This window comes from Stenotrophomonas sp. ASS1 (genome assembly GCF_004346925.1).
GTDB classification, from domain to species: domain Bacteria; phylum Pseudomonadota; class Gammaproteobacteria; order Xanthomonadales; family Xanthomonadaceae; genus Stenotrophomonas; species Stenotrophomonas maltophilia_A.
Genome location: NZ_CP031167.1, coordinates 1514472 through 1535530 on the forward strand (window position 1 = coordinate 1514472; position 21059 = coordinate 1535530).

The window sequence follows — 21059 nt, forward strand, 5'->3', positions numbered from 1 at the left end:
CAATCCGGGAAGCCCATGCGCATGAAATCCCCACTTCGTATCGTCCGTGGCTTCACTCTGATCGAGCTGATGATCACCGTTGCCGTAGTTGCGATTCTTGCCGCTGTTGCCATGCCGGCTTACACCGAGCACGTGCGCAAGGCTCGGCGCGCTCAGGCCAAGGCCGATCTGGTGGAGCTGGCGCAGGTGTTGGAGCGCAACCACACCACTCAGAATACCTACGCCGGTCTGACTCTGCCGTTCACCAGTTCGCCGCGCAGCGGCACCTCGTTCTATGCACTGTCTTTGAATGGTGATGCGACCGCAGCCACGTTCGAGTTGCAGGCGGTACCGGAGAATGGCCAGGAAGACGACAAATGCGGGACCCTGGCCTTGGACCAGGCCGGACGAAAGACGCCAAGCGCCAGCGAGGGCCCCGGATGCTGGTGAAGGGCGTGCCGATTTGCCAAATCGCAGAAAAGGCTTGCACTCCCCTGCAAACGCTGGCTAAAATGCGCACCCCGCCCGAATAGCTCAGCCGGTTAGAGCACTTGACTGTTAATCAGGGGGTCGTTGGTTCGAGTCCAACTTCGGGCGCCAGATTCGAAAAAGCCGCGAGAAATCGCGGCTTTTCTCGTTTCCACGATGGCATTGCAGGTATCAGCAGGGGGTGGACCTGCGCGGGCGCTGGCTCCTGACCCGTCCGGGGACGCTGATGATGACGCGGCTGTGCTCCTGTCCATCCACGCACAACACGATGGACTGGTTGGTACCGGCATTGCGGCCGTCGGGCCGGAACCGCACGTCGGGCCGATGATCGCTGGTGCGCAGGTCGACATGACGCTGGTGTGTCCTGTGCACGCGCAGTTCCCTTGCGGCGGCGGTCGCGCTGTTGGCCGGTTCGACCTGCACCCGCCAGCCCTGGCTCCATGCCTGGTCACACATCATGCCGTCCGACGATCCGCAGACCGTCACGCGGCGGTGTTCGGTGATGGCGGCGCTGCGCGCCATCGACAGGCTGGCGACCAGTTCGGCGCGCAGCGCTTCCGCCTGGAAGTGCCGCAGCGTGCGTTGCCAAGGGCCCCAGGCCAACGCCAGCAGGACCGACAGCACCATGACGGCGATTAGCAGCTCGATCAGATGGAGCCCGCGGTGGAGCCGGGCAGGGCGAAGACGATGGGACATGCCTCCAGCCTCGACGTACGCCGGGGCATTCACCATCAGGCACCGCCGCGCTCACCTGCCCGGAAACCCCTCAGCGGGCCGTCACTCCATGCCCCTTATACTCACTACTCCCGGGAACTGGCACCACCATGAGCGACCGTTTTGAACTCGTCTCGCCGTATTCGCCGGCGGGCGACCAGCCTGATGCCATCGCGAAGCTGACCAGCAACTTCGAAGCGGGCATCGCCAAGCAGACCCTGCTGGGCGTCACCGGCTCGGGCAAGACCTACACCATCGCCAACGTCATCCAGAACGTGCAGAAGCCGACGCTGATCATGGCGCCGAACAAAACGCTGGCGGCGCAGCTGTATGGCGAGTTCAAGGCGTTCTTCCCGCACAACGTGGTGGAGTACTTCGTCAGCTACTACGACTACTACCAGCCGGAAGCCTACGTACCGTCGTCGGATACCTTCATCGAGAAGGACAGTTCGATCAACGAGCACATCGAGCAGATGCGGCTGGCGGCGACCAAGACCCTGTTGTCGCGCCCGGACGCGATCGTGGTGGCGACGGTGTCGGCAATCTATGGCCTGGGCGCGCCGGAAGACTACCTGTCGCTGCGCCTGATCCTTTCCAAGGGCGAGCGCATCGACCAGCGCGACCTGATCAACCACCTCACCCAGCTGCAGTACACGCGCAACGAATACGAGCTGCAGCGCGGTACCTTCCGCGTGCGTGGTGAAGTCATCGACGTGTTCCCGGCCGAGTCGGATAGCGAGGCGCTGCGCCTGGAGCTGTTTGATGGCGAGGTCGAGAAGATCACGTTGTTCGATCCGCTCACCGGCGAGACGCTGCGCAACATGCAGCGCTTCACGGTCTACCCGAAGACCCACTATGCGACCACGCGCGAGCGTGTGCTGGCGGCGATCGAGACGATCAAGGTCGAGCTGAAGGAGCGCCTGGAGCAGCTGTACGCGCAGAACAAGCTGGTGGAGGCGCAGCGCCTGGCGCAGCGCACCCAGTTCGATCTGGAAATGATGGCCGAGGTCGGCTACTGCAACGGCATCGAGAACTACTCCCGGCACCTGACCGGCAAGAACGCCGGCGAACCGCCGCCGACATTGTTCGACTACCTGCCGGCCGACGCGCTGCTGGTGATCGACGAATCGCACGTGACCATTCCGCAGATCGGCGCCATGTTCAAGGGCGACCGTTCGCGCAAGGAGACGCTGGTCGAGTTCGGGTTCCGGCTGCCCTCGGCGCTGGACAACCGGCCGCTGCGCTTCGAGGAGTGGGAAGAGCGCTGCCCGCGCAGCATCTATGTGTCGGCCACGCCAGGCCCCTATGAGTACCGCGAGGCCGGTGACGAGATCACTGAACTGGTCGTACGCCCCACCGGCCTGATCGACCCGGTGGTGGAGATCCGCCCGGTGGGCACCCAGGTTGACGACCTGATGAGCGAGGCCAACGCGCGCATCAAGGCCGGTGACCGGGTGCTGGTCACGACGCTGACCAAGCGCATGGCCGAGAATCTCACCGAGTACCTGACCGAGCACGGCATCCGCGTGCGCTACCTGCACTCGGACGTGGACACGGTCGAGCGCGTGGAGATCATCCGCGACCTGCGCCTGGGCAAGTTCGATGTGCTGGTGGGCATCAACCTGCTGCGCGAGGGCCTGGACATGCCCGAGGTGTCCCTGGTGGCGATCCTGGATGCCGACAAGGAGGGCTTCCTGCGCTCGACCGGCTCGCTGATCCAGACCATCGGCCGTGCCGCCCGCAACGTGCGTGGCAAGGCGATCCTGTATGCGGACAAGATCACCCGTTCGATGCAGGCGGCGATCGACGAGACCGACCGCCGTCGCGCCAAGCAGGTCGAGTACAACGAGCAGCACGGCATCGTGCCGCGCTCGGTGGCGCGTCCGATCACCGACGTGCTGGAAGGCGCGCGCTCCGATGCGGCCGAGAAGGAAGCAAAGAAGGGCAAGGGCAAGGGCAGGCCCGGCGTTGCCGAGGAGGGGAGTGACTATCGATCGCTCAGCCCGGCCCAGCTGGCATCCCGTCTCAAGGCGCTGGAGCAGCAGATGTACCAGCACGCCAAGGACCTGGAATTCGAGGATGCAGCCCGCGTGCGTGACCAGATCCGGCAGCTGAAGGAAGCGAGTCTGGGCTGAACGCGGCAGTGCAGCATCTTCTTCACAAAAGTGTTGCGCTTCACGGCCGGCATCCGTAATATACGCGGCCTGCACCGACGCAATCGCGGACGTTCAGAAGCAAAATCGGGCGGTTAGCTCAGCGGTAGAGCACTACCTTGACATGGTAGGGGTCACAGGTTCGAACCCTGTACCGCCCACCACGAAGTCCCTGGGAGGGGGCTGTCGTGAACTGCAAAGCCCGGCCCTGGCGCCGGGTTTTTACGTAGCAAGGCCAGCTTTCGGGCGGCAAGAACAAGATGGGCGGTTAGCTCAGCGGTAGAGCACTACCTTGACATGGTAGGGGTCACAGGTTCGAACCCTGTACCGCCCACCACCTGGCTCCCGGCATTGCCGGTGCAGCGGTGGATCACGACGGAAGCCGGCCTTGTGCCGGCTTTTCTCGTTTCAGGCATCGATCACGGTTCCACATGGTCAGCGTTGCACGACCAGGTCTTCGACGCTGATCATCCGCTGCAGCTTCCAGTGACCGTCCACGCGCTCCCAGAGCTGGGCGACGCGAACCGTCGCACCACGCGTGGGCTGGGCAACGCCGGGTTCGTGTTGCAGGGGCTGGTTGGCCAGCCTCAGGACCCGGTCCTGGCGCAGCCGGTAAAGCAGCAGGGAGGGCGAACCGCAATCCTGTCGTACGACGTCCGGCTGCTGGGTTTCGGCAAGCAGGATCTGGCTGCGAAGGGCCTCTTCAGTGGGCCCGTTGCCAGCGCCGAACAGGCTGGAGAGCAGCAGCATCAGGGCAAGCATCGGCATGGCACGGTGCTCCAGCGGGAAAGTGCACGCAGGCTGGCATGACATGTGGGGTGCTGCAGCCGGCCTGCGACGAAGGCCGGAATTGAACCGCCAAAGACGGCCGGGGGGCGATGAATCCGGGCCGTGCAGGCGTAGACTCCGGTCTACCGCGCAATCGCGCCGTCACTGCAAGGAGCTGCCGCATGAGTGATCACGTTCCGGTTTCCCGGCCCAATCCCATCATCGAACTGCTGTTCGGCGGCAACATGCTGGAGGGTACCTTCAAGGCGGTGATCTGGGTGGCCCTGCTGGCGGCAGTGCTGGCGTGGACCACGTTCCGCTGAGTCTTCCCGCTGCCTGCGGCACCGGCGGCGTCGCAGGCCCGCGCTCAGGCGCTGAAGGCCTGGCGCAGGCTGCGCAGCGTGGCCTGGCGATGTTCCTTTGCGGTCGCTTCGCCCATCTCCAGTTCCTGCAGGCGCAATCCCACCAGCGTCATCGACAACGCGTAGCCGCGTGCCGCATCGGCAGCACGCGAAAGGCCCAGTGCGCGGCGCGTCAGCGCGTTCACGTGTTCCAGGTCGGGCAGCAGCCCCAGGTAGACGCGCTCGGCGCTGTCCAGGTCGGGGGCACGCAGGATCGCGTGCGCTTCAGCAGCAGGGGAGACGGAGGCCATGGGGGGTCCTTGTCCGTTGCGGGCGCTCGATCAGAACGAGCGCATCAGGGAAACGAAGGCCGACGTCTGCGTACCGCGACGGGCCATTGGGCTGTCCTTTACTGCATCGCCGAACCACTGGTTGGCGACGACGCCGGTCGCGCGCCACTTCGTGCCCAAGGGCGTGCTGACTGCGATCTGCAGGCTCGGTGATGTCGCGCTGCCCGGGTTGTAGGCGGCAAGTCCCGAGCGCAGCGCTTCTTCGTCGGTGATGCCGTAGTAGTAGTCGAGCAGGCGCGCACTGGAGTGCACCACGCCGACCTTGGGCACCCAGGTGAAGCGACCGGCCTGGATCGGATAGCTGTAGTGCAGGCGCGACTCCATGCCACCTCCGTGCCCGGTGACCTCGCGCATCACGCTGGCCTCGACGATGCCCCAGTCGGCGCTGTACTCACCGTTGATGCCAGCCATGGCCGACATCTGCCGGCTGTGCAGGCGGCGCAGCTGCGGGTCGTTCACGTCGTCGGTCTTGAAGCGCAGCGTGTAGGGCGTGACTGCCGCCGACAGGCGCAGGCCCTCGCGCTTGTACAGGTACATGCCCAGCGAGCCCGGGCTGGCGAAGAAGCGCTCGCCCTGCCAGGCAATGGACGGTACGACCAGCGGCTTGACGTCGTAGTGGGCGTACGCCCCCGAGGTCGCGCCGGCACTGATACCGGCCTGCACGCCCGGGTTCCGGTCGGCGGCGTGGGTGATCAACGGCAGGCCGATGGCAGCGGAGAACAGCAACGGGCGCAGCAGGGTCGGGGACAGCGACGGCATCGATCAACCACTTTGCGGGGGATGGCTGTGCATGGTGCGGGTACAACATTGTCAGAACATTGCGCCTTTGCAACTGGCACACGAAGACGCCCAAACCTGGCGCCAGGCACTATGATCGGCACCGTTTCCGGTAGCCGAGCCCCTGATGCGCATTCTCCTGGTCGAAGACGATCCCGATCTGTCCCGAGCCCTGCAGTCGGGCCTGGAGCGGCAGGGCGTGGTCGCCGACGTGGTCGGCAGCCTGGCCGAAGCCGCGGTTGCGCTGCGCGAGCCGGTGCATCAGCTGATGCTGCTGGACCGTCAGCTGCCCGATGGCGATGGCGTGGCTTTCGTCGCCACCGCACGCGCGCTGCGCCCGAACCTGGCGGTGATCATGCTGACGGCCAAGGGCAGGTTGTCGGACAAGGTCGAGGGCCTGGATGTCGGTGCCGACGACTACCTGGTGAAGCCGGTGGCGATCGAGGAGCTGATGGCGCGGATCCGTGCTGTCTCGCGGCGGCCCTCGGCGATGGTGACACCGAGCCTGCATCTGGGCCGGCTGGAATTCGACTTCGAATCGCTGCAGGCACAGGTGGAGGGCCAACCGCTGGCGCTGCCGCGGCGCCAGGTGCTGGTGCTGCAGGCACTGGCGATGCGCCAGGGGCGCACGGTCACCCGCACGGCACTGGAGGCCGCGGTGTACGGCTTCGACGATGAGATCCAGTCCAATGCGCTCGATGCGCACATTTCCAAGCTGCGCAAGGCGCTGCAGCAGGCCGGGGCGGGCGTTGAAATCCATGTGATCCGGGGCGTCGGCTACCTGCTGGCGGAGGCCTGAGATGGCGCGTCCGACACGTCCGATCCGTTCCATCACGCTGGGGTTGGCCTGGCGGTTGTTCCTGGCGCAGGCCTTCACCGTGCTGTTCGCCGTTGTTGCGCTGATCCTGACCTGGGGCGACAAGGACACCTGGGGCATGGACATGTTCATGGCCGAAGCCGTGGCCAAGGCCGTGCACAGTGAAGGCGGGCGGTTGGTGCTGGACCAGGCGCGCTGGAACAAGCTCGACGCCGAGGCCGGGGGCAACCTCTGGTTCGCGGCGGTCGACGACAAGGGTGTCTGGCTGGAACGCGGCACGATTCCGGCGATCCACGCCCCGCTGCTCGCGCGCCTGCCGACGCTGGGTGCCACCGAACTCGGCTCGCTGGTGCCGCCGTACCTGGACGTGGCGCGGGTCATGATCCGCAAGGAGGACGGGCGGCGCATCACGGTGATGGTGGGTGGGGCGCCGAAGGGCGGGTTGCTGGACGGTGCGCTGATGGTGCTGCGCCTGATCGGGCTGTGGTTTTTCCTGCCGCTGATCGTGATCACGCTGCTGGTCATGCCGACCGTGATCCACCGCGCGATGCGCGGCGTGCGCCGCTCCGCACAACAGGCCAAGGAGCTGGATATCGGCCAGCCGGGGGCGCGTCTGGATGCGCAGCTGGTGTCGACCGAGGTCGCACCGCTGGTGGAAGCCTTCAACGACGCGATCGACAAGGTGCAGCAGGGGTATGCCGCGCGTGACAAGTTCCTCGCCGATGCCGCGCACGAACTGCGGGTGCCGATTGCAGTAGTGCAGGCGCGCCTGTCGCAGTTGCCGCAGGGCGAGCTGAAGTCGCAGCTGCTGACCGACGTTGCGCGGCTCGGTAACGTTGCCGAGCACCTGCTTGACCTGCAGCGACTTGATCGTAATGTCGGCGCACTGCAGCGGCTGGATCTGGCGTTGCTGGTGCGCGAAGCGGCCGCCGATCTGGCGCCGCTGGTGGTGGGGGCCGGTTACGGCTTCGAAGTGGATGCACCCGAGATGCCAGTGTGGATCCATGGCGACAGCCTGGCGCTGGGGCGGGTGATCGCCAACCTGGTGCACAACGCCATCGTCCACGGCGGCGGACGCGGCACCATCTGCGTGCGCCTGGATGCACGTGGCCTGCTGGAGGTCAGCGACCAGGGCGCCGGTATTCCGGTGGGCGACCGTGAAGCGATCTTCGAGCCGTTCCATCGTCTGCGCGCAGCGGGTAGCGGTAGTGGCCTGGGCCTGCATCTGGTGAAGGAAATCGTGCAGCATCACGGCGGTTCGGTCAGTGTCGGCGAAGCTGCCGGCGGTGGCGCCAGTTTCCGGGTCAACTTCCATCGCGGCACCGTCCGGCGCTGACAGCCACGCGGGGAAATCCCCGATAGGCAACCTGCCACGTCCCTCGGCAGGCTGCTGGAATGGTCCCCGAACGTTCCGCTCCGGCACTGTTTGGCCCCGGCTGCGCCGCCGGCCTGGTGCTGGGCGCGCTGGTCTGCGTGCAGATGCCGGCGCTGCTGCCGTTGTCGCTGAGTGCGCCGATGGCCGTTGCCGGCGTCGCGGGCTGGCTGCTGCGCTGGCGCGGCCGCGCGTGGGCTGCAGTCCTGCTCGGCCTGGCATGGGCAACAGTGCACGGGCAGTGGGCCCTGCACGGCCAGCTTCCACCCGGTGTGCCGCCGCAGGATGTGCAGGTGCGGGGGCGGGTGGCCGATCTTCCACAGAGAGGGGCCGGCTACACACGTTTCGTACTGCACGTGGATGACGCCGATGCGCCGCCAGTGCTGCGTGGCAAGCGCCTGCAGGTCACCTGGAACGACCCGTGGCGCGGATCGCCAGCGCACCAGGCGGAGGGCGGGCGCCACGCGGTTCGTGCGGGATCACATTGGCAGTTGTCGTTGCGCGTGCGCGCGCCACGCTCGCGGATCAATCCTGGCGGCTTCGACGGCGAACGCCATGCATTGCTGCGCGGTATTTCCGGCAATGGCACGGTGCGCGACCCCGGCGCTGCGCGTGAGCGCGCGCCTGCGCAGGGCCTGCCGGCCTGGCGCGAGCGCAGCAGTGACGCCATCGCAATGCAGGTGGCACATCCTGCCGCGCGGTTCGTGCAGGCCCTGGCACTGGGCGACACGCGCGGCCTGTCCGACAACGACTGGGAACACCTGCGCGCGCTGGGCCTGACCCATCTGGTCGCCATTTCCGGTTTCCACGTTGGCGTGGTGGCTGGCTTTGGCGTACTGCTGTGCCGCGTGTCGTGGTGGCTGTGCCCGGTGCTGGGACGGTTCTGGCCTCGGCCGCAGGCGGCGGCATGGGGCGCGGCACTGGCCGCAGCCGTCTATGCCGTGGCCGCCGGCGGCGCGCTTCCAACAGTGCGTGCGGCGCTGATGATCGGGCTGGTGGCACTGGCCCGTGCCGGGCGTCGCCCGGTGGGTGCGGGGCAGGGACTGGCCCTGGCCGCGATGGTGATGCTGCTGCCGGCGCCGCTGTCGGTGCTGTCGGCCGGCTTCTGGCTCAGCTTTGGGGGCGTGCTGTGGCTGCTGTGGTGCCTGCCACGAACCGGGCCGGACGGCGTCGGTGGGGGCCTGCGTGGCTTTCTGGCCGCCCAGGGCGTGGCCAGCCTCGGCCTGTTGCCGCTGTGCGTGGCCCTGTTCGGCGGCACCGCGCGCTTGGGGCCGCTGGTCAATCTGCCGATCATTCCGTGGTGGACCCTGCTGGTGGTGCCGTTGTCGCTGCTGGGTACCGGCCTGCACGCGTTGCATGATGGCGCCGGGCGCTGGGCATGGCGCGCCGCCGCCTGGCTGTTCGAGCTCAGCTGGCAGGCCCTGCAGCCACTGGCGCTGCACCCGCAGGCGATGTGGTGGCTGGCCGAGGCACCGCGCTGGGCGGTGCCGGCGGCATTGGCGGGGGTGTTCTGGTGGCTGCTGCCACGCGGCGCTGGCGGTGGCCTGGCAGGCCCGCTGCTGTGCCTGCCGCTGCTGTGGCCCGCCCGGCATGCACCGGCTGAAGGCGAACTGGAGCTGCTGGTGCACGACGTAGGGCAGGGCACCGCGGTGCTGGTGCGTACGGCGAGGCACGCACTCTGGTACGACGTGGGGCCGCCGACCGGCGGCGACGGCAACGAACGCATTCTGGTCCCGGCCCTGCGCGCGCTCGGACAGGGGCCGCCCCAGCAGGCGATGCTCAGCCATGACCATCTTGATCACACCGGCAGCCTGCCGAGCCTGCGAAGGCAGCCGCCCGGGCTGCAGCTGCTGGCGCCACCGGGCAGCACCATCGCCGGCGCTGCGCCCTGCCAGCAAGGGATGCAGTGGCAGTGGGACGGAGTTGATTTCCAGGTCCTGCACCCGGCACCGGGCAGCCGCCAGGCCGAGAACGAGGACAGCTGCGTGCTGCGCGTCGCCAGCCGTCACGGCGTGGTCCTGCTGCCTGGCGATATCGGCCGCCCGGCCGAGCAGGTGCTGCTGCAGGCGTCTCCGGCAGCACTGAAGGCGGATGTGGTGCTGGTGCCGCACCATGGCAGTGGCGGCAGCTCCAGCGCGCCGTGGGTGGCCGCCGTGGCGCCACGGCTGGCGGTGGTCTCGGCCGGGCACCGCAACCGCTTCGGGCACCCGCGCCAGGACGTGGTCCAGCGCTGGCAGGCGCAAGGGGCCGAGGTGCTGGCCACGGCCGATTCCGGGGCGATCCGCATATGGCTTGGCGCACAAGGGCTGCAGCTGCGTGAACAGCGCATCCACGCATCCCGGTGGTGGGATGCCGCTGGGCGGGCGCGGTCGGCTGCTATCCTATCGCCGATCGAACAAGCGGCCGTTGGGCCGGAGGGTTGAAACGTGTGGGAACTGGTCAAGGCCGGTGGCTGGCCGATGGTGCCGCTGCTGCTGTTGGGCGTACTGGCTTTGGCGATCATCCTGGAGCGTTTCTGGTCCCTGCGACGTACTGAAGTGCTGCCGCCCGGCCTCGGCCAGGAAGTGCGCAACTGGGCGGCACGCGGCAAGCTCGACCCGGCCCACCTGCAGACCCTGCGGGCGAACTCGCCGCTGGGCGCGCTGCTGGCCGCCGCGCTGGAAGCACGCAACCGTCCGCGTGACCAGATCCGCGAGCGCATCGAAGACACCGGCCGCCACCTGGTGCACCGCATGGAGCGTTTCCTCAACGCGCTGGGCACCATCGCATCGGCCGGGCCGCTGCTGGGCCTGCTGGGCACGGTGATCGGCATGATCCAGATGTTCCTGGGCATCCTCGACCATGGTGTGGGTGATGTGAACCAGCTGGCCGGTGGTATCGGCAAGGCGCTGGTGTGCACCGCCACCGGCATGATCGTCGCCATTCCAGCACTGATGTTCCACCGCTACTTCAAGGGCCGCATCCACGGTTATGTGGTAGAGATGGAGCAGGAAGCCAGCGCGCTGCTGGATACGCTGGATGGCCGCCCCGGCGTGATGAACCCTGCCGCTGCCACGCGCCCGGCCGGCGCGGCCACGGCGAAGGCCTGATCGATGCGTATCGGCAACGACCGATCCCAGGATGAGCCGCATATCGACCTGGTGCCACTGATCGACGTCATCCTGGTGCTGATCATCTTCTTCGTGGTCACCACCACCTTCGATGCGCGCTCGACACTCCAGGTGGAGCTGCCTACGGCCAGCCAGCAGCCCAGCAATGAGCCGCCGCGCTCGTTGAGCGTGCTGATCAACGCCGAAGGCCGCTACTTCATCAATGACCAGGAAGTGCTGCGCAGCGACGTCGAGTCGGTCAAGCAGACCATCGCGGCCGTTGCCGGCAGCGACCGTACCCAGCCGGTGCTGTTGCGTGCCGATGCCCGCACGCCCTATCAGGCCGTGGTGACCGCGCAGGATGCGCTGGGTCAGCTCGGCTTCCGCCGTATTGCCATTGCAACAGCACCCGAGGTGCGTCCATGAGTTCCAAACACGCGCCGGTGTGGCCGATCTACAAACGTCTGCTGGGATACACCCGTGCCTACTGGGGCATGATGGTCGCCGCCGTCATCGCCATGGCGGTGGAGTCGGTAGCCGGCTACCACTTCACCAAGCTGATGGAGCCGCTGGTCAACCGTGGCTTCGTCAATCCCGAACCGAAAATGGCGGTGATCCTGCCGCTGACCATCCTTGGCCTGTTCCTGATGCGCAGCGCCGCCACCTGGGTGAGCGACTACGCGCTGGCCAAGACCGGTCGCAGCGTGGTGCGCGACCTGCGTGAACAGGTGCTGGCCAAGTACCTGCACCTGCCGTCCTCGCATTTCGATACCGAATCGACGCCGGTGATGGTCAGCCGCCTCAACTTCGATACCGAGCAGGTCACCCAGGCCAGCGCCGATGCGCTCAAGACCGTGGTTGCCGACACCCTGACCATCATCGCCATGCTGGCGGTGATGCTGCAGATGAGTGTCAAGGTGACCGTGGCCATGCTGGTGGTGGTGCCGATGATCGGCGTGATCGTGTCTTACGTGGGCAAGCGCTACCGGCGCATCAGCCGCGGTATCCAGGACGGCATGGGCACGATGGCGCAGACCGCCGAGCAGTCACTGGCGGCCCAGCAGGAAGTGAAGGTGCACGGCACCCAGCAGCATGAGATGTCGCGCTACTCGCGCCTGGCCAACCGCATGCTGGCGCTGAACATGAAGGTGGAAATCACCCGTGCCGGTGCCTCCAGCGTGGTCCAGTTCCTGGCCGCGCTGGCGCTGGCGGTGATCGTCTGGGTGTCGACCCGTGAAGCACTGGCAGGGCGCCTCAATGCCGGCCAGTTCATGGGCCTGATGATCTCGATGACGGCGATCATCCCGTCGCTGCGCCGCCTGACCAGCGTGCAGTCCTCGATCTCCCGCGGTGTGTCCGCCGCCGAGCGCCTGTTCGACATCCTCGACATGCCGGTCGAGCGCGACGAAGGCCGCAACACGGTGCAGCGCGTGCGTGGCGAACTGGCCTTCGAGCACGTCATGCTGCGTTACCGCGAAGACAGTGGCATCGCCCTGGACGACATCAGCTTCGTGGCCAAGCCGGGTACGGTCACCGCCATCGTTGGTCGATCCGGCAGCGGCAAGACCAGCCTGATCCGGCTGGTGCCGCGCTTCTACGAACCCAGCGGCGGGCGCATCACCCTCGACGGGGTGGCACTGGACGACTATCCGCTGGCCGACCTGCGTCGCCAGGTGGCGATGGTCGGGCAGAAGGTCATGTTGTTCGACGACACCATCGGCGCCAACATCGCCTATGGCATGGACGCGACGGATGAACAGATCCGAGCGGCAGCTGAAGCCGCGAATGCCTGGGAGTTCATCGCACGCATGCCGCAGCAGCTGCAGACCCCGGTGGGCGAGAACGGCGCGCTGCTGTCCGGTGGCCAGCGCCAGCGCCTGGCGATCGCCCGTGCGATCCTGCGCGACGCGCCGATCCTGATCCTCGATGAAGCCACCGCAGCGCTGGACAACGAGTCGGAGCGCCTGGTGCAGGACGCGCTGCAGCGATTGATGCCCGAGCGCACCACGCTGGTCATCGCGCATCGCCTGTCGACCATCGAGCATGCAGACCAGGTGCTGGTGATGGACCACGGTCGCATCGTCGAGCGCGGTACCCACAAAGAGCTGCTCACCATGGGTGGCCTGTACCAGCATCTGCACAGCATGCAGTTCCGCGAAAGGCAGGACTGATGGCCGGCAAGGGTACCCAGACCCCGCCGTACTGGTACGACGGCACCCCGGTTCCGTGGGCGATGCGCCTGCTGGCGCCGCTGTATGCCGGCGTCACCGCGCTGCGCCGGCGCGCCTATCGGCGTGGCTGGCGCAAGCGCTACACGCTGCCGGTGCCGGTCATCGTGGTTGGCAACATCACCGCCGGTGGAACTGGCAAGACGCCGCTGACCATCGCGCTGGTGGAGCGCCTGCGTGCCGCCGGTTGGAAGCCGGGCGTAGCCAGTCGTGGCTACGGCCGCGAAGATGCCGACAAGCCGCTGTGGGTAAAGGCCGATACGCCGACCGCCAAGGGTGGCGACGAGCCGGTGCTGATTGTCTGGAAGACCGGCGTGCCGGTGCGCGTGGACAGTGATCGTGTTGCAGCCGGCAAGGCGCTGATCGAGGCCGGCTGCGATGTGATCGTCTGCGACGACGGCCTGCAGCACTACCGGCTGGCACGCGACATCGAGATCGAGGTGGTCGATGCGCAGCGCCGCTACGGTAATGGCCGGATGATTCCGGCCGGGCCGCTGCGTGAGCCGGTCAGCCGCGCCAGCGAGTGCGATTTCCGCGTGGTCAACCTCGGCCAGGCCGATGAGGAGACTGCAGCACAGGCCTGCGGCTTCGGCCAGTGGCCGATGGCCCTGCACATCGACAGCGCACAACCGCTGGCCGGTGGCCGTGCCCGTCCGCTGTCGTATTTCAAGGGCCAGCGCGTGCACGCCGTGGCCGGCATCGCCCACCCGCAGCGCTTCTTCGACATGCTGCGCGCGCGTGGCATCGGCGTCGTGCCGCACGCCTTCGCTGACCATCAGGCCTATCAGCCGCAGGACCTGTCCTTTGGCAGCCAGCTGCCGGTGCTGATGACCGAAAAGGACGCGGTGAAATGCCGCGCGTTCGGCAATGACTGGTACTACGCGGTCCCGCTGCGCGCCGAGCTGCCTGCCGCATTCTGGGTGGCGCTGACCGACCGCCTGGACAAGCTGCGACCGAACTGAGTGGCGCGGCGGCGCTTGCATTCATGCGCCGCCGGCCGCATTCCCGTTGTAACGAGCCTGCCGAGTACCGCCCCATGACCGAATTCGTCGTCGCCATCCCGGCCCGCTATGCCGCCTCGCGGCTGCCGGGCAAGCCGCTGCGCCCGCTGGGCGGTGAGCCGCTGGTGCTGCACGTGGCGCGTCGCGCGCTGCAGGCCGGTGCCGGCGAGGTCTGGGTCGCTACCGACGATCAACGCATTGCCGACGCACTGTCCGGTCTGGCCGAAGTGAAGGTGGCGATGACCGCCACCTCGCATGCCTCCGGTACCGACCGCCTGGCCGAGTGCGCGCGCATCGCCGGCTGGGCCGATGACACCGTCGTGGTCAACCTGCAGGGCGACGAGCCGTTCGCACCGGCGGCGGGTATCCGCGCGGTGGCCCAGGCACTCGTTGAAGGCAATGCGCCGATGTCGACCCTCGCCACGACCGCCGAAGACGCGCATACCCTGTTCGACCCGAACGTGGTGAAGCTGGTGCGCAACGTGCGCAACGAGGCGATGTACTTCAGCCGCGCCCCGATCGCCTGGCACCGCGATGGCTTTGCACGCAGCCGTGACACGCTGCCGGCCGGTCACAACTGGCTGCGCCACATCGGCATCTACGGCTATCGCGCCGGTTTCCTGCAGCAGTTCGCGGCGATGCCGCCGGGCCAGCTGGAGCAGATCGAATCGCTGGAACAGCTGCGCGTGCTGGAAGCGGGTTTCCCGATCAGCGTGGCGATCTCGCCCGAACCGTTCCCGCCGGGCATCGACACGCCCGAGGACCTGGAACGCGCCGAAGCACTGCTGCAGACGCTGGCTGCCCGATGAAGCTGCTGGTCGTCTGCCTCGGCAACATCTGCCGTTCGCCGATGGCCGAAGGTGCGCTGCGCGCGCGCCTGGACGCCTCGCCGCTGGCTGGTCGGGTGCAGGTCGATTCGGCCGGCACCGGCGACTGGCATGTGGGCGAGCCACCGGACCGGCGAGCGATCGCCTGCGCGGCCGGGCATGGCGTGGACATCGGCGGCCTGCGCGCGCGCCAGCTGCAGGTCGCGGATTTCGACCGTTTTGACTGGATCCTGTGTGCCGATGAGGCCAATCTGCGCGATGCGGGTCGCCTGGCCACACCCGCCCAGCGCGAACGCTTGGCGTTGTACCTGCCGTGGACCGGCGGGCAGGGAAGGCGGGCGATCCCGGACCCGTACACCGGCGGCAGTGAGCATTTCGAACAGGTCTGGACATTGGTCGACGATGCTGCAAAACGTGCCGTGGCACGACTGTTGCATGACGCCGACTCCGGCATAATCGGGCCATGAACGTCCAGCCCGTCCCGGACCTGCCCGAGTTCGCCACCTGGCTCAATGCCACCCCCTGCACCCTGACCGAACTGCGCGGTCGGCCGGTGGCGCTGTTGTTCGTCAACGCGGCTTCCGCCTGGAGCGCGCAACGCCTGGCCGAGTTCGGCCAATGGCTGTCGCGCCACCCCGGCAAGCTGCAACCGCTGGTGCTGCAGGTGCCTCGCTTCGATTTCGAACGCGAGGCCGGTGCCGCACTGAAGCTGCTGCGCCGTCAGGGGCTGACGATGCCGGTGCTGCTTGATGCCGACTGGGATGGCTGGCGCCGCTTCGGCATCACCGCCTGGCCGACCCTGGTGCTGCTGAATGCGCAGGGCCGCGAACAGCAACGGCTGGTCGGGCAGGGGGCACCCGGTGAGCTGGAGCGTGCCTTGAACGCGCTGTGCGAAGGCGCACCGTCGGCGCCGCCGCGTGGCGGCAGCGAACTGCACCCGGAACCCCGCCAAGCGCTGCGCTTCCCGCTGGGCCTGGCGGTCAGCACCGAACGCCTGTACATCGCCGACAGCGGCCATCACCGCATCCTCGAATGCAGCCACGGTGGCCGCATCCTGCGCCAGTTCGGGCTGGGCACCGCCGATTTCATGGACGGCAACCTCGCCGAAGCCGCGTTCCACCGCCCGCAGTCGCTGGTGCTGGAGCGCGATTCGCTGTACGTCGCCGACACCGGCAACCACGCGGTGCGCCGCATCAACCTGCTGACCGGGATCGTCGATACCCTGTGCGGCAACGGCCGTCCCGGTGCACCGATGGAAGGCCCGGTCGCGCAGGCGCGGCAGGTTGCGCTGGACCATCCTGTCGGCCTGGCCATCGCCGACAACCAGCTGCAGATCGCCATGGCCGGCGACAACCGCATCTGGAGCTACCACCTGGGCCAGCGCAGCCTGCAATGGCGCGCGGGCAGTGGTTCCATCGACGAGCGCGATGGCAGCGGGCATCTGGCCGCCTTCGCCCAACCCACCGCGTTGGCCGTGGTGCAGCAGGTGCTGTACGTGGCCGATGCGCTGGGTTCCTCGATCCGCGCGCTGCAGTTGCGCGGCGATCTGGTGCAGACCTTGGTCGGGCAGGGGCCGTGGCGCTTCGGCTGCGAAGACGGTCCGCGTTCGGACGCCAGCCTGCAGTTCCCACAGGCCATCGCGCTGAGTCCGGATGCGCCGCTGTTGTGGATTGCCGATACCGGCAACGGTCGCCTGCGCACGCTGCGCCTGGGCGGCGGTGAACTGTCCACCCAGCCGCTGCCGCGCCGCCTGCATGGTCCCGCCGGCCTGGCGGTGGGGGCCGGTGCGGTGTGGATCGCCGAGACCGACGCCCATGCCGTGCTGCGATTCGACCCGGACAGCGGCGTGCTCAGCGAAGTCCCGATCAGCGAATGACCGACGTTCCCGCCCCGGCCTTCGACGGCAAGGCCTTCGCGGCCCAGCTCAGTACCGCCCCTGGCGTGTACCGCATGTACGCCGCCGACGACACGTTGCTGTACGTGGGCAAGGCGCGCGCGCTGCGCAACCGTGTCGGCAGCTATTTCAACGGCAGCCCGAAGAACGCGCGGATCATGTCGATGATCTCGCAGATCACGCGCATGGACGTGACCGTGACGCGCTCGGAAGCCGAGGCGTTGCTGCTGGAAAACCAGCTGATCAAATCACTGTCGCCGCGCTACAACGTCTCGCTGCGCGACGACAAGACCTATCCGCATGTGCTCCTGACCCGCGAGGACTGGCCGCGCATCGCGCTGCATCGCGGTCCGCGCGCCATTCCCGGCCGCTACTTCGGGCCGTATCCCGGCGTTACCGCCGTGCGCGAAACGCTGAACCTGATGCACAAGCTGTTCAAGCTGCGCAGCTGCGAGGACAGCGTGTTCCGCAACCGCTCGCGGCCGTGCCTGCAGTACCAGATCGGCCGTTGCAGCGCGCCCTGCGTGGAGCTGGTGCCGGCGCCGGACTACGCCGAGTCGGTGCGTCGCGCCGCACTGTTCCTGGAAGGCAAGAGCGACGAGCTGACCCGCGAACTGGGCGAGCAGATGCAGGCGGCCAGCGAGGCACTGGAGTTCGAGCAGGCCGCGCGCCTGCGCGACCTGATTTCTTCACTGCGCAGCATGCAGACCCGCCAGTACGTGGATGGGCGCGCTGCAGATCTGGACGTGCTGGCGGTGGCCATGCAGGGTTCGCAGGCCTGCGTGCTGCTGCTGGCCTTCCGCGATGGCCGCAACCTCGGTACCCGCCCGTTCTTCCCGCGTACCAATGGCGAGGAGAGCCCGGAGGAAGTGCTGGCCGCGTTCGTCTCGCAGTACTACATCGAATTCGAGCCGCCGCGTGAGATCCTGCTGGACCGCGAGATTCCCGACGCCGACCTGCTGGTCGCCGCGCTGTCAGCCTCGGCCGAGCGCAAGGTGCAGCTGAAGTGGAACGTGCGTGGCGAACGCGCCGGCTATGTGGAACTGGCCAGCCGCAACGCGCAGCTGACCCTGGCGACCGAACTCAACAGCCGCAACGCGCAGCACGCGCGCAGCGATGCATTGCGCGACATGCTGGGCCTGGCCGAGCCGGTCAAGCGTGTTGAATGTTTCGATATCAGCCACACCATGGGTGAGGCCACCGTGGCCTCATGCGTGGTGTTCGACGCCGCCGGTCCGGTGCGCGCGCAGTACCGCCGCTTCAACATCAGCGGCATCGAGCCGGGCGACGACTACGCCGCCATGCGCCAGGCCATCGACCGCCGTTTCCGCCGTGCGGTGGAAGAGCAGGGCGTGCTGCCGGACGTGCTGCTGATCGACGGCGGCGCCGGCCAGTTGGCCCAGGCCCAGGCCGCGCTGGCCGACCTGGGCGTGGAAGGCGTGCTGCTGGTGGGCGTGGCCAAGGGCGTGGAACGCCGCGCCGGCCACGAAGCGCTGGTGATGCCCGATGGCCGCGAGCTGCGCCCGGGCGCAGCCAATCCGGCGCTGCAGTTCATCCAGCAGGTGCGCGATGAGGCGCACCGCTTCGCCATCACCGGCCACCGCGGCCGCCGCCAGAAGGCGCGGATGACCAGCAAGCTGGAGGACATCCCTGGTATCGGGCCGCGCCGCCGCGCCAGCCTGCTCAAGCATTTCGGCGGCCTGGTGGGCCTGAAAGCCGCTGGCGAAGCGGAAATCGCCAAGGTGGAAGGTATCAATGACGCCCTCGCGGCACGTATCTACGCTAACCTGCACGGGTTGGCCACGCCTGATGCGGCCGAGTAGAGAGAGAAGCACGCAAGCATGAAGTTGACCCTGCCCACCTGGCTGACGTTGTTGCGGATCGTGATGATCCCGGTGCTGGTGCTGGTGTTCTACCTGCCCTACACCTGGACCAACTTCGCTTCGGCGGCGATCTTCGGCCTGGCCGCGATCACCGACTGGCTCGATGGCTGGATCGCACGCCGTTACCAGCTGGAATCGGCCTTCGGTGCCTTCCTCGACCCGGTCGCGGACAAGCTGATGGTGGCAGTGGCACTGTTCCTGATCGTGCAGGGTCACCCGACGCCGTGGATGGCGTTCTGGGCGGCGGTGATCGTTGGTCGTGAAATTGCGGTATCGGCGCTGCGCGAATGGATGGCCGAACTCGGCCAGCGCGCCAAGGTGCGCGTGGCGATGATCGGCAAGGTCAAGACCACCGCGCAGATGGTCGCGCTGCTCTGCCTGCTGTATTCGGTGGCACCGAACGTGCCGGTGGAAGACATCTGGATGGGCTGGCCGGTGTTCCACATCGGCGACTGGACCCTGGCGATCGCCGCGGTGCTGACCCTGTGGTCGGGCCTGCAGTACCTGCACGCCGCCTGGCCGAGCCTGCGCGATGACGAGCGCGCTGCGCGCGAGCGTGCACGGCAGAAGAAGCTGGGCAACTGAGCCCCGGGGTCGGATCCCTTTCCGCAGGAAAGGGCTCTGACCCCATCGATGCGCCTATCCACGCATGGCGTGGATCTACTGGGGTATGCCGTCTTCGACATGTACATGCTCCATTGATGCACATGTGAAGCCTCCGATGAAGAGGGCTTCGCATTGCTCTGGGCGCTTGGGCATGAAGGTGCCCAAACGCAGTGCTTGGTCGCACGCGCCTTCATTCAATGGATAGCGGGTCAGTACGCCTGTCAGGGAGTGCTTGGCGGCCCAAGTCAGTCCCGACTCCCGGCTGACGAAGACACCTCCGGCGAAGCGCGCGCCTGCGCCGTGGAAGACCCAGATGCCATGGATTTCAGTGTTGATGTTCATCTCCTTGGTAGATCCACGCCATGCGTGGAATCGACATTTCAGTGACTTCGTGAGGCCCCGGAAAAAGCACTTGACGCCACTTCCAGAACAGGTAGAATTTCGCCTCCCAAGCGGGAATAGCTCAGTTGGTAGAGCGCAACCTTGCCAAGGTTGAGGTCGCGAGTTCGAGTCTCGTTTCCCGCTCCAGATTCAAGAGAAACGCTCCCGCAAGGGGGCGTTTTTCGTTATGGCCCATCAAAGTGCCCTGAGGTGATTTCGACCTGGGTCTGAGAGTTGCTCGATGTGGTGGGCCCCAACATCCGGCCTGTCAGGCCGGTCGATCATCATCGCGCACGAGACTTGGCCCTTGGTTCGCGAGGCTTGGTGTCCTCCAGAAAAATTTTCATCCATGCATCCATGACTCTGAAGACGTCGATGTCGAATTCTGGAGTTGCAGGATTCTCGTGCCACCAGATCAGGCCATCTGAATCGCCATGGCTGTCGGCGTTCACTGCGACATAGTCTCCGCCACCATTCGAAAGTACGGTGATCCAACTTGCCGCAAAAGAGTCGTCTGCCTCATCGATCAGTTCGGAGACCCGTGACTGGTCACCAAGGCGTTGCGGGCCCATAGAGCGCGCAGGAAAGAAGGTATATCCGTCGTGCACTTCGCGATAGAAGTCCTGCAGTCTTCTGGGCAGATGCTTGAACTCGAAGGTCTCTTTGGCTTCACCTTCGACGGGCTTTCCCCCTACGTAGTAGTAGAGACCATCTCCGTCGTGAAAGATGTACGCCAATTCAACTTCACCACCTAGTAGCAGTACTGTGCCCAGCAGGCAGTCGTTGAACAGTGCAATTGTCGATGGGAATTCATTGGAGAATGAGCTCCAGCCAGCAGGAAAGACCGGGGCGACGTCGGGCCTGAGTCCGAAGTTCTCCCAGCTTCTGGGCAATGCGACATCTTGAGGTACATCATCGAGTGAAAGACATACCTTGTGATGGGGAAATGTATTGCCAAGGTCCTTGGCAATGTCATCAAGCGTAGTCATGTAATTCTTCCTGCTGCGACCCGAAATAATTTCCTGTAAACCAATCGTCCTGCTGATCGATAAATCCGGCTGTCTCGAAGTTTTGAATAAGCATCTGCTCGGCCTCTTGGCAGTGCGCTCATTCCGAATGGCTTGTCGTACGTTGCTATGCTGGGCGGAAAGGGGCCATACAAATAGTCCGAAAAGACGCAGCAAATGCCCATGTTCGAATCTAATGTGACCAGGACATTTCCGGGCGACGAGGAGGGGCCTGTCAGCCTTTGGAACAGTGCCAGTCCTCCGACGCAGATCGGTCGATGCCGGAGGGAATAGACCAGTTGGTAGAGCGCAACCTTGCAAGGTTGAGGTCGCGAGTTCGAGTCTCGTTTCCTGCTGCAGATTCAAGAAAAGCGCTCCCGAAA

At 66.5% G+C, this 21059-nt stretch carries 21 protein-coding genes and 4 tRNA genes; 19 read left to right on the top strand and 6 right to left on the bottom strand.

Annotated features, from left to right (window positions below):
- The first annotated feature begins 15 nt into the window (after positions 1-15).
- Both MG068_RS07000 and MG068_RS07005 read left to right on the top strand, forming a co-directional pair.
- The gene (locus MG068_RS07000) at positions 16-429 is read left to right on the top strand and encodes a type IV pilin protein (protein ID WP_132809752.1); all 414 of its coding nucleotides are present in this window, start codon (positions 16-18) and stop codon (positions 427-429) included.
- Positions 430-502: 73 nt separating this feature from the next.
- A tRNA-Asn gene (locus tag MG068_RS07005) sits at positions 503-579 on the top strand.
- A 60-nt stretch (positions 580-639) separates the two neighbouring features.
- On the opposite strand, the gene MG068_RS07010 is transcribed toward MG068_RS07005, so the two are convergent.
- Positions 640-1164: a GspH/FimT family pseudopilin gene (locus tag MG068_RS07010; RefSeq protein WP_132809753.1), complete on the bottom strand. Its 525-nt coding sequence runs from the start codon at positions 1162-1164 to the stop codon at positions 640-642.
- A gap of 128 nt (positions 1165-1292) precedes the next feature.
- On the opposite strand from MG068_RS07010, the gene uvrB reads away from it, so the two are divergent.
- The 3 genes from uvrB (at position 1293) to MG068_RS07025 (ending at position 3672) form a co-directional block, all read left to right on the top strand.
- Positions 1293-3317, top strand: a complete 2025-nt coding sequence (gene uvrB / locus MG068_RS07015; RefSeq protein ID WP_132809754.1) for an excinuclease ABC subunit UvrB — start codon at positions 1293-1295, stop codon at positions 3315-3317.
- A 107-nt stretch (positions 3318-3424) separates the two neighbouring features.
- A tRNA-Val gene (locus tag MG068_RS07020) sits at positions 3425-3499 on the top strand.
- 98 nt (positions 3500-3597) lie between these two features.
- Positions 3598-3672 (top strand) — tRNA-Val (locus MG068_RS07025).
- A 98-nt stretch (positions 3673-3770) separates the two neighbouring features.
- On the opposite strand, the gene MG068_RS07030 is transcribed toward MG068_RS07025, so the two are convergent.
- Entirely contained in the window at positions 3771-4103 is a 333-nt protein-coding gene (locus MG068_RS07030; RefSeq protein ID WP_125893534.1) for a hypothetical protein, read from the bottom strand.
- A gap of 182 nt (positions 4104-4285) precedes the next feature.
- On the opposite strand from MG068_RS07030, the gene MG068_RS21070 reads away from it, so the two are divergent.
- Complete coding sequence (locus MG068_RS21070) at positions 4286-4426, top strand: hypothetical protein (RefSeq protein WP_165929929.1); 141 nt, start codon at positions 4286-4288, stop codon at positions 4424-4426.
- Between the two features lie 44 nt (positions 4427-4470).
- Here the strand turns inward: MG068_RS21070 and MG068_RS07035 are convergent, their stop codons facing one another.
- The gene (locus tag MG068_RS07035) at positions 4471-4755 is read right to left on the bottom strand and encodes a hypothetical protein (RefSeq protein WP_032128898.1); all 285 of its coding nucleotides are present in this window, start codon (positions 4753-4755) and stop codon (positions 4471-4473) included.
- Between the two features lie 30 nt (positions 4756-4785).
- Positions 4786-5553 (bottom strand): MipA/OmpV family protein, encoded by a 768-nt coding sequence (locus MG068_RS07040; RefSeq protein WP_049412592.1) that lies wholly within the window; start codon positions 5551-5553, stop codon positions 4786-4788.
- A 145-nt stretch (positions 5554-5698) separates the two neighbouring features.
- On the opposite strand from MG068_RS07040, the gene MG068_RS07045 reads away from it, so the two are divergent.
- The 12 genes from MG068_RS07045 to pgsA all read left to right on the top strand — a co-directional run bounded on the left by MG068_RS07045 (position 5699) and on the right by pgsA (position 19267).
- Positions 5699-6370 carry a response regulator transcription factor gene (locus MG068_RS07045; protein WP_032128900.1) on the top strand — a complete coding sequence of 224 codons (672 nt, stop codon included), beginning with the start codon at positions 5699-5701 and terminating at the stop codon, positions 6368-6370.
- Position 6371: 1 nt separating this feature from the next.
- Positions 6372-7724 (top strand): sensor histidine kinase, encoded by a 1353-nt coding sequence (locus MG068_RS07050; RefSeq protein ID WP_049399928.1) that lies wholly within the window; start codon positions 6372-6374, stop codon positions 7722-7724.
- A 59-nt stretch (positions 7725-7783) separates the two neighbouring features.
- Complete coding sequence (locus MG068_RS07055) at positions 7784-10183, top strand: DNA internalization-related competence protein ComEC/Rec2 (protein ID WP_132809755.1); 2400 nt, start codon at positions 7784-7786, stop codon at positions 10181-10183.
- Positions 10184-10186: 3 nt separating this feature from the next.
- Positions 10187-10849: a MotA/TolQ/ExbB proton channel family protein gene (locus tag MG068_RS07060; RefSeq protein WP_019337175.1), complete on the top strand. Its 663-nt coding sequence runs from the start codon at positions 10187-10189 to the stop codon at positions 10847-10849.
- Positions 10850-10852: 3 nt separating this feature from the next.
- Complete coding sequence (locus MG068_RS07065; RefSeq protein ID WP_032128903.1) at positions 10853-11275, top strand: ExbD/TolR family protein; 423 nt, start codon at positions 10853-10855, stop codon at positions 11273-11275.
- Positions 11272-13020, top strand: a complete 1749-nt coding sequence (gene msbA / locus MG068_RS07070; protein WP_032128904.1) for a lipid A export permease/ATP-binding protein MsbA — start codon at positions 11272-11274, stop codon at positions 13018-13020. The genes MG068_RS07065 and msbA overlap by 4 nt, the downstream gene beginning before the upstream one ends.
- Positions 13020-14039 carry a tetraacyldisaccharide 4'-kinase gene (gene lpxK / locus MG068_RS07075; RefSeq protein WP_132809756.1) on the top strand — a complete coding sequence of 340 codons (1020 nt, stop codon included), beginning with the start codon at positions 13020-13022 and terminating at the stop codon, positions 14037-14039. The genes msbA and lpxK overlap by 1 nt, the downstream gene beginning before the upstream one ends.
- Before the next feature lie 74 nt (positions 14040-14113).
- Complete coding sequence (gene kdsB / locus MG068_RS07080; protein ID WP_132809757.1) at positions 14114-14887, top strand: 3-deoxy-manno-octulosonate cytidylyltransferase; 774 nt, start codon at positions 14114-14116, stop codon at positions 14885-14887.
- A complete protein-coding gene (locus MG068_RS07085) occupies positions 14884-15372 on the top strand; it encodes a low molecular weight protein-tyrosine-phosphatase (RefSeq protein ID WP_132809758.1) in 489 nt (162 codons plus the stop codon). The genes kdsB and MG068_RS07085 overlap by 4 nt, the downstream gene beginning before the upstream one ends.
- Positions 15369-16781 (top strand): hypothetical protein, encoded by a 1413-nt coding sequence (locus MG068_RS07090; protein ID WP_132809759.1) that lies wholly within the window; start codon positions 15369-15371, stop codon positions 16779-16781. The genes MG068_RS07085 and MG068_RS07090 overlap by 4 nt, the downstream gene beginning before the upstream one ends.
- Positions 16778-18622, top strand: a complete 1845-nt coding sequence (gene uvrC, locus MG068_RS07095; RefSeq protein ID WP_132809760.1) for an excinuclease ABC subunit UvrC — start codon at positions 16778-16780, stop codon at positions 18620-18622. Before MG068_RS07090 ends, uvrC begins: the two co-directional genes overlap by 4 nt.
- A gap of 18 nt (positions 18623-18640) precedes the next feature.
- Positions 18641-19267: a CDP-diacylglycerol--glycerol-3-phosphate 3-phosphatidyltransferase gene (gene pgsA / locus MG068_RS07100; protein ID WP_012510614.1), complete on the top strand. Its 627-nt coding sequence runs from the start codon at positions 18641-18643 to the stop codon at positions 19265-19267.
- Positions 19268-19342: 75 nt separating this feature from the next.
- Here pgsA and MG068_RS07105 read toward each other — a convergent pair whose 3' ends face one another.
- The gene (locus MG068_RS07105; protein ID WP_132809761.1) at positions 19343-19630 is read right to left on the bottom strand and encodes a DUF7710 domain-containing protein; all 288 of its coding nucleotides are present in this window, start codon (positions 19628-19630) and stop codon (positions 19343-19345) included.
- Positions 19631-19740: 110 nt separating this feature from the next.
- Here MG068_RS07105 and MG068_RS07110 point away from each other — a divergent pair.
- A tRNA-Gly gene (locus tag MG068_RS07110) sits at positions 19741-19816 on the top strand.
- A 137-nt stretch (positions 19817-19953) separates the two neighbouring features.
- Here the strand turns inward: MG068_RS07110 and MG068_RS07115 are convergent.
- Complete coding sequence (locus tag MG068_RS07115; RefSeq protein ID WP_132809762.1) at positions 19954-20658, bottom strand: hypothetical protein; 705 nt, start codon at positions 20656-20658, stop codon at positions 19954-19956.
- Between the last annotated feature and the right edge of the window lie 401 nt (positions 20659-21059).

Bases quoted from the DNA above. Each gene is read 5' to 3' on its own strand.
- MG068_RS07000 (WP_132809752.1), top strand. From the start codon at position 16: ATGCGCATGAAATCCCCACTTCGTATCGTCCGTGGCTTCACTCTGATC.
- MG068_RS07010 (WP_132809753.1), bottom strand. From the start codon at position 1,164: ATGTCCCATCGTCTTCGCCCTGCCCGGCTCCACCGCGGGCTCCATCTG.
- uvrB (WP_132809754.1), top strand. From the start codon at position 1,293: ATGAGCGACCGTTTTGAACTCGTCTCGCCGTATTCGCCGGCGGGCGAC.
- MG068_RS07030 (WP_125893534.1), bottom strand. From the start codon at position 4,103: ATGCCGATGCTTGCCCTGATGCTGCTGCTCTCCAGCCTGTTCGGCGCT.
- MG068_RS21070 (WP_165929929.1), top strand. From the start codon at position 4,286: ATGAGTGATCACGTTCCGGTTTCCCGGCCCAATCCCATCATCGAACTG.
- MG068_RS07035 (WP_032128898.1), bottom strand. From the start codon at position 4,755: ATGGCCTCCGTCTCCCCTGCTGCTGAAGCGCACGCGATCCTGCGTGCC.
- MG068_RS07040 (WP_049412592.1), bottom strand. From the start codon at position 5,553: ATGCCGTCGCTGTCCCCGACCCTGCTGCGCCCGTTGCTGTTCTCCGCT.
- MG068_RS07045 (WP_032128900.1), top strand. From the start codon at position 5,699: ATGCGCATTCTCCTGGTCGAAGACGATCCCGATCTGTCCCGAGCCCTG.
- MG068_RS07050 (WP_049399928.1), top strand. From the start codon at position 6,372: ATGGCGCGTCCGACACGTCCGATCCGTTCCATCACGCTGGGGTTGGCC.
- MG068_RS07055 (WP_132809755.1), top strand. From the start codon at position 7,784: ATGGTCCCCGAACGTTCCGCTCCGGCACTGTTTGGCCCCGGCTGCGCC.
- MG068_RS07065 (WP_032128903.1), top strand. From the start codon at position 10,853: ATGCGTATCGGCAACGACCGATCCCAGGATGAGCCGCATATCGACCTG.
- msbA (WP_032128904.1), top strand. From the start codon at position 11,272: ATGAGTTCCAAACACGCGCCGGTGTGGCCGATCTACAAACGTCTGCTG.
- lpxK (WP_132809756.1), top strand. From the start codon at position 13,020: ATGGCCGGCAAGGGTACCCAGACCCCGCCGTACTGGTACGACGGCACC.
- kdsB (WP_132809757.1), top strand. From the start codon at position 14,114: ATGACCGAATTCGTCGTCGCCATCCCGGCCCGCTATGCCGCCTCGCGG.
- MG068_RS07085 (WP_132809758.1), top strand. From the start codon at position 14,884: ATGAAGCTGCTGGTCGTCTGCCTCGGCAACATCTGCCGTTCGCCGATG.
- MG068_RS07090 (WP_132809759.1), top strand. From the start codon at position 15,369: ATGAACGTCCAGCCCGTCCCGGACCTGCCCGAGTTCGCCACCTGGCTC.
- uvrC (WP_132809760.1), top strand. From the start codon at position 16,778: ATGACCGACGTTCCCGCCCCGGCCTTCGACGGCAAGGCCTTCGCGGCC.
- pgsA (WP_012510614.1), top strand. From the start codon at position 18,641: ATGAAGTTGACCCTGCCCACCTGGCTGACGTTGTTGCGGATCGTGATG.
- MG068_RS07105 (WP_132809761.1), bottom strand. From the start codon at position 19,630: ATGAACATCAACACTGAAATCCATGGCATCTGGGTCTTCCACGGCGCA.
- MG068_RS07115 (WP_132809762.1), bottom strand. From the start codon at position 20,658: ATGACTACGCTTGATGACATTGCCAAGGACCTTGGCAATACATTTCCC.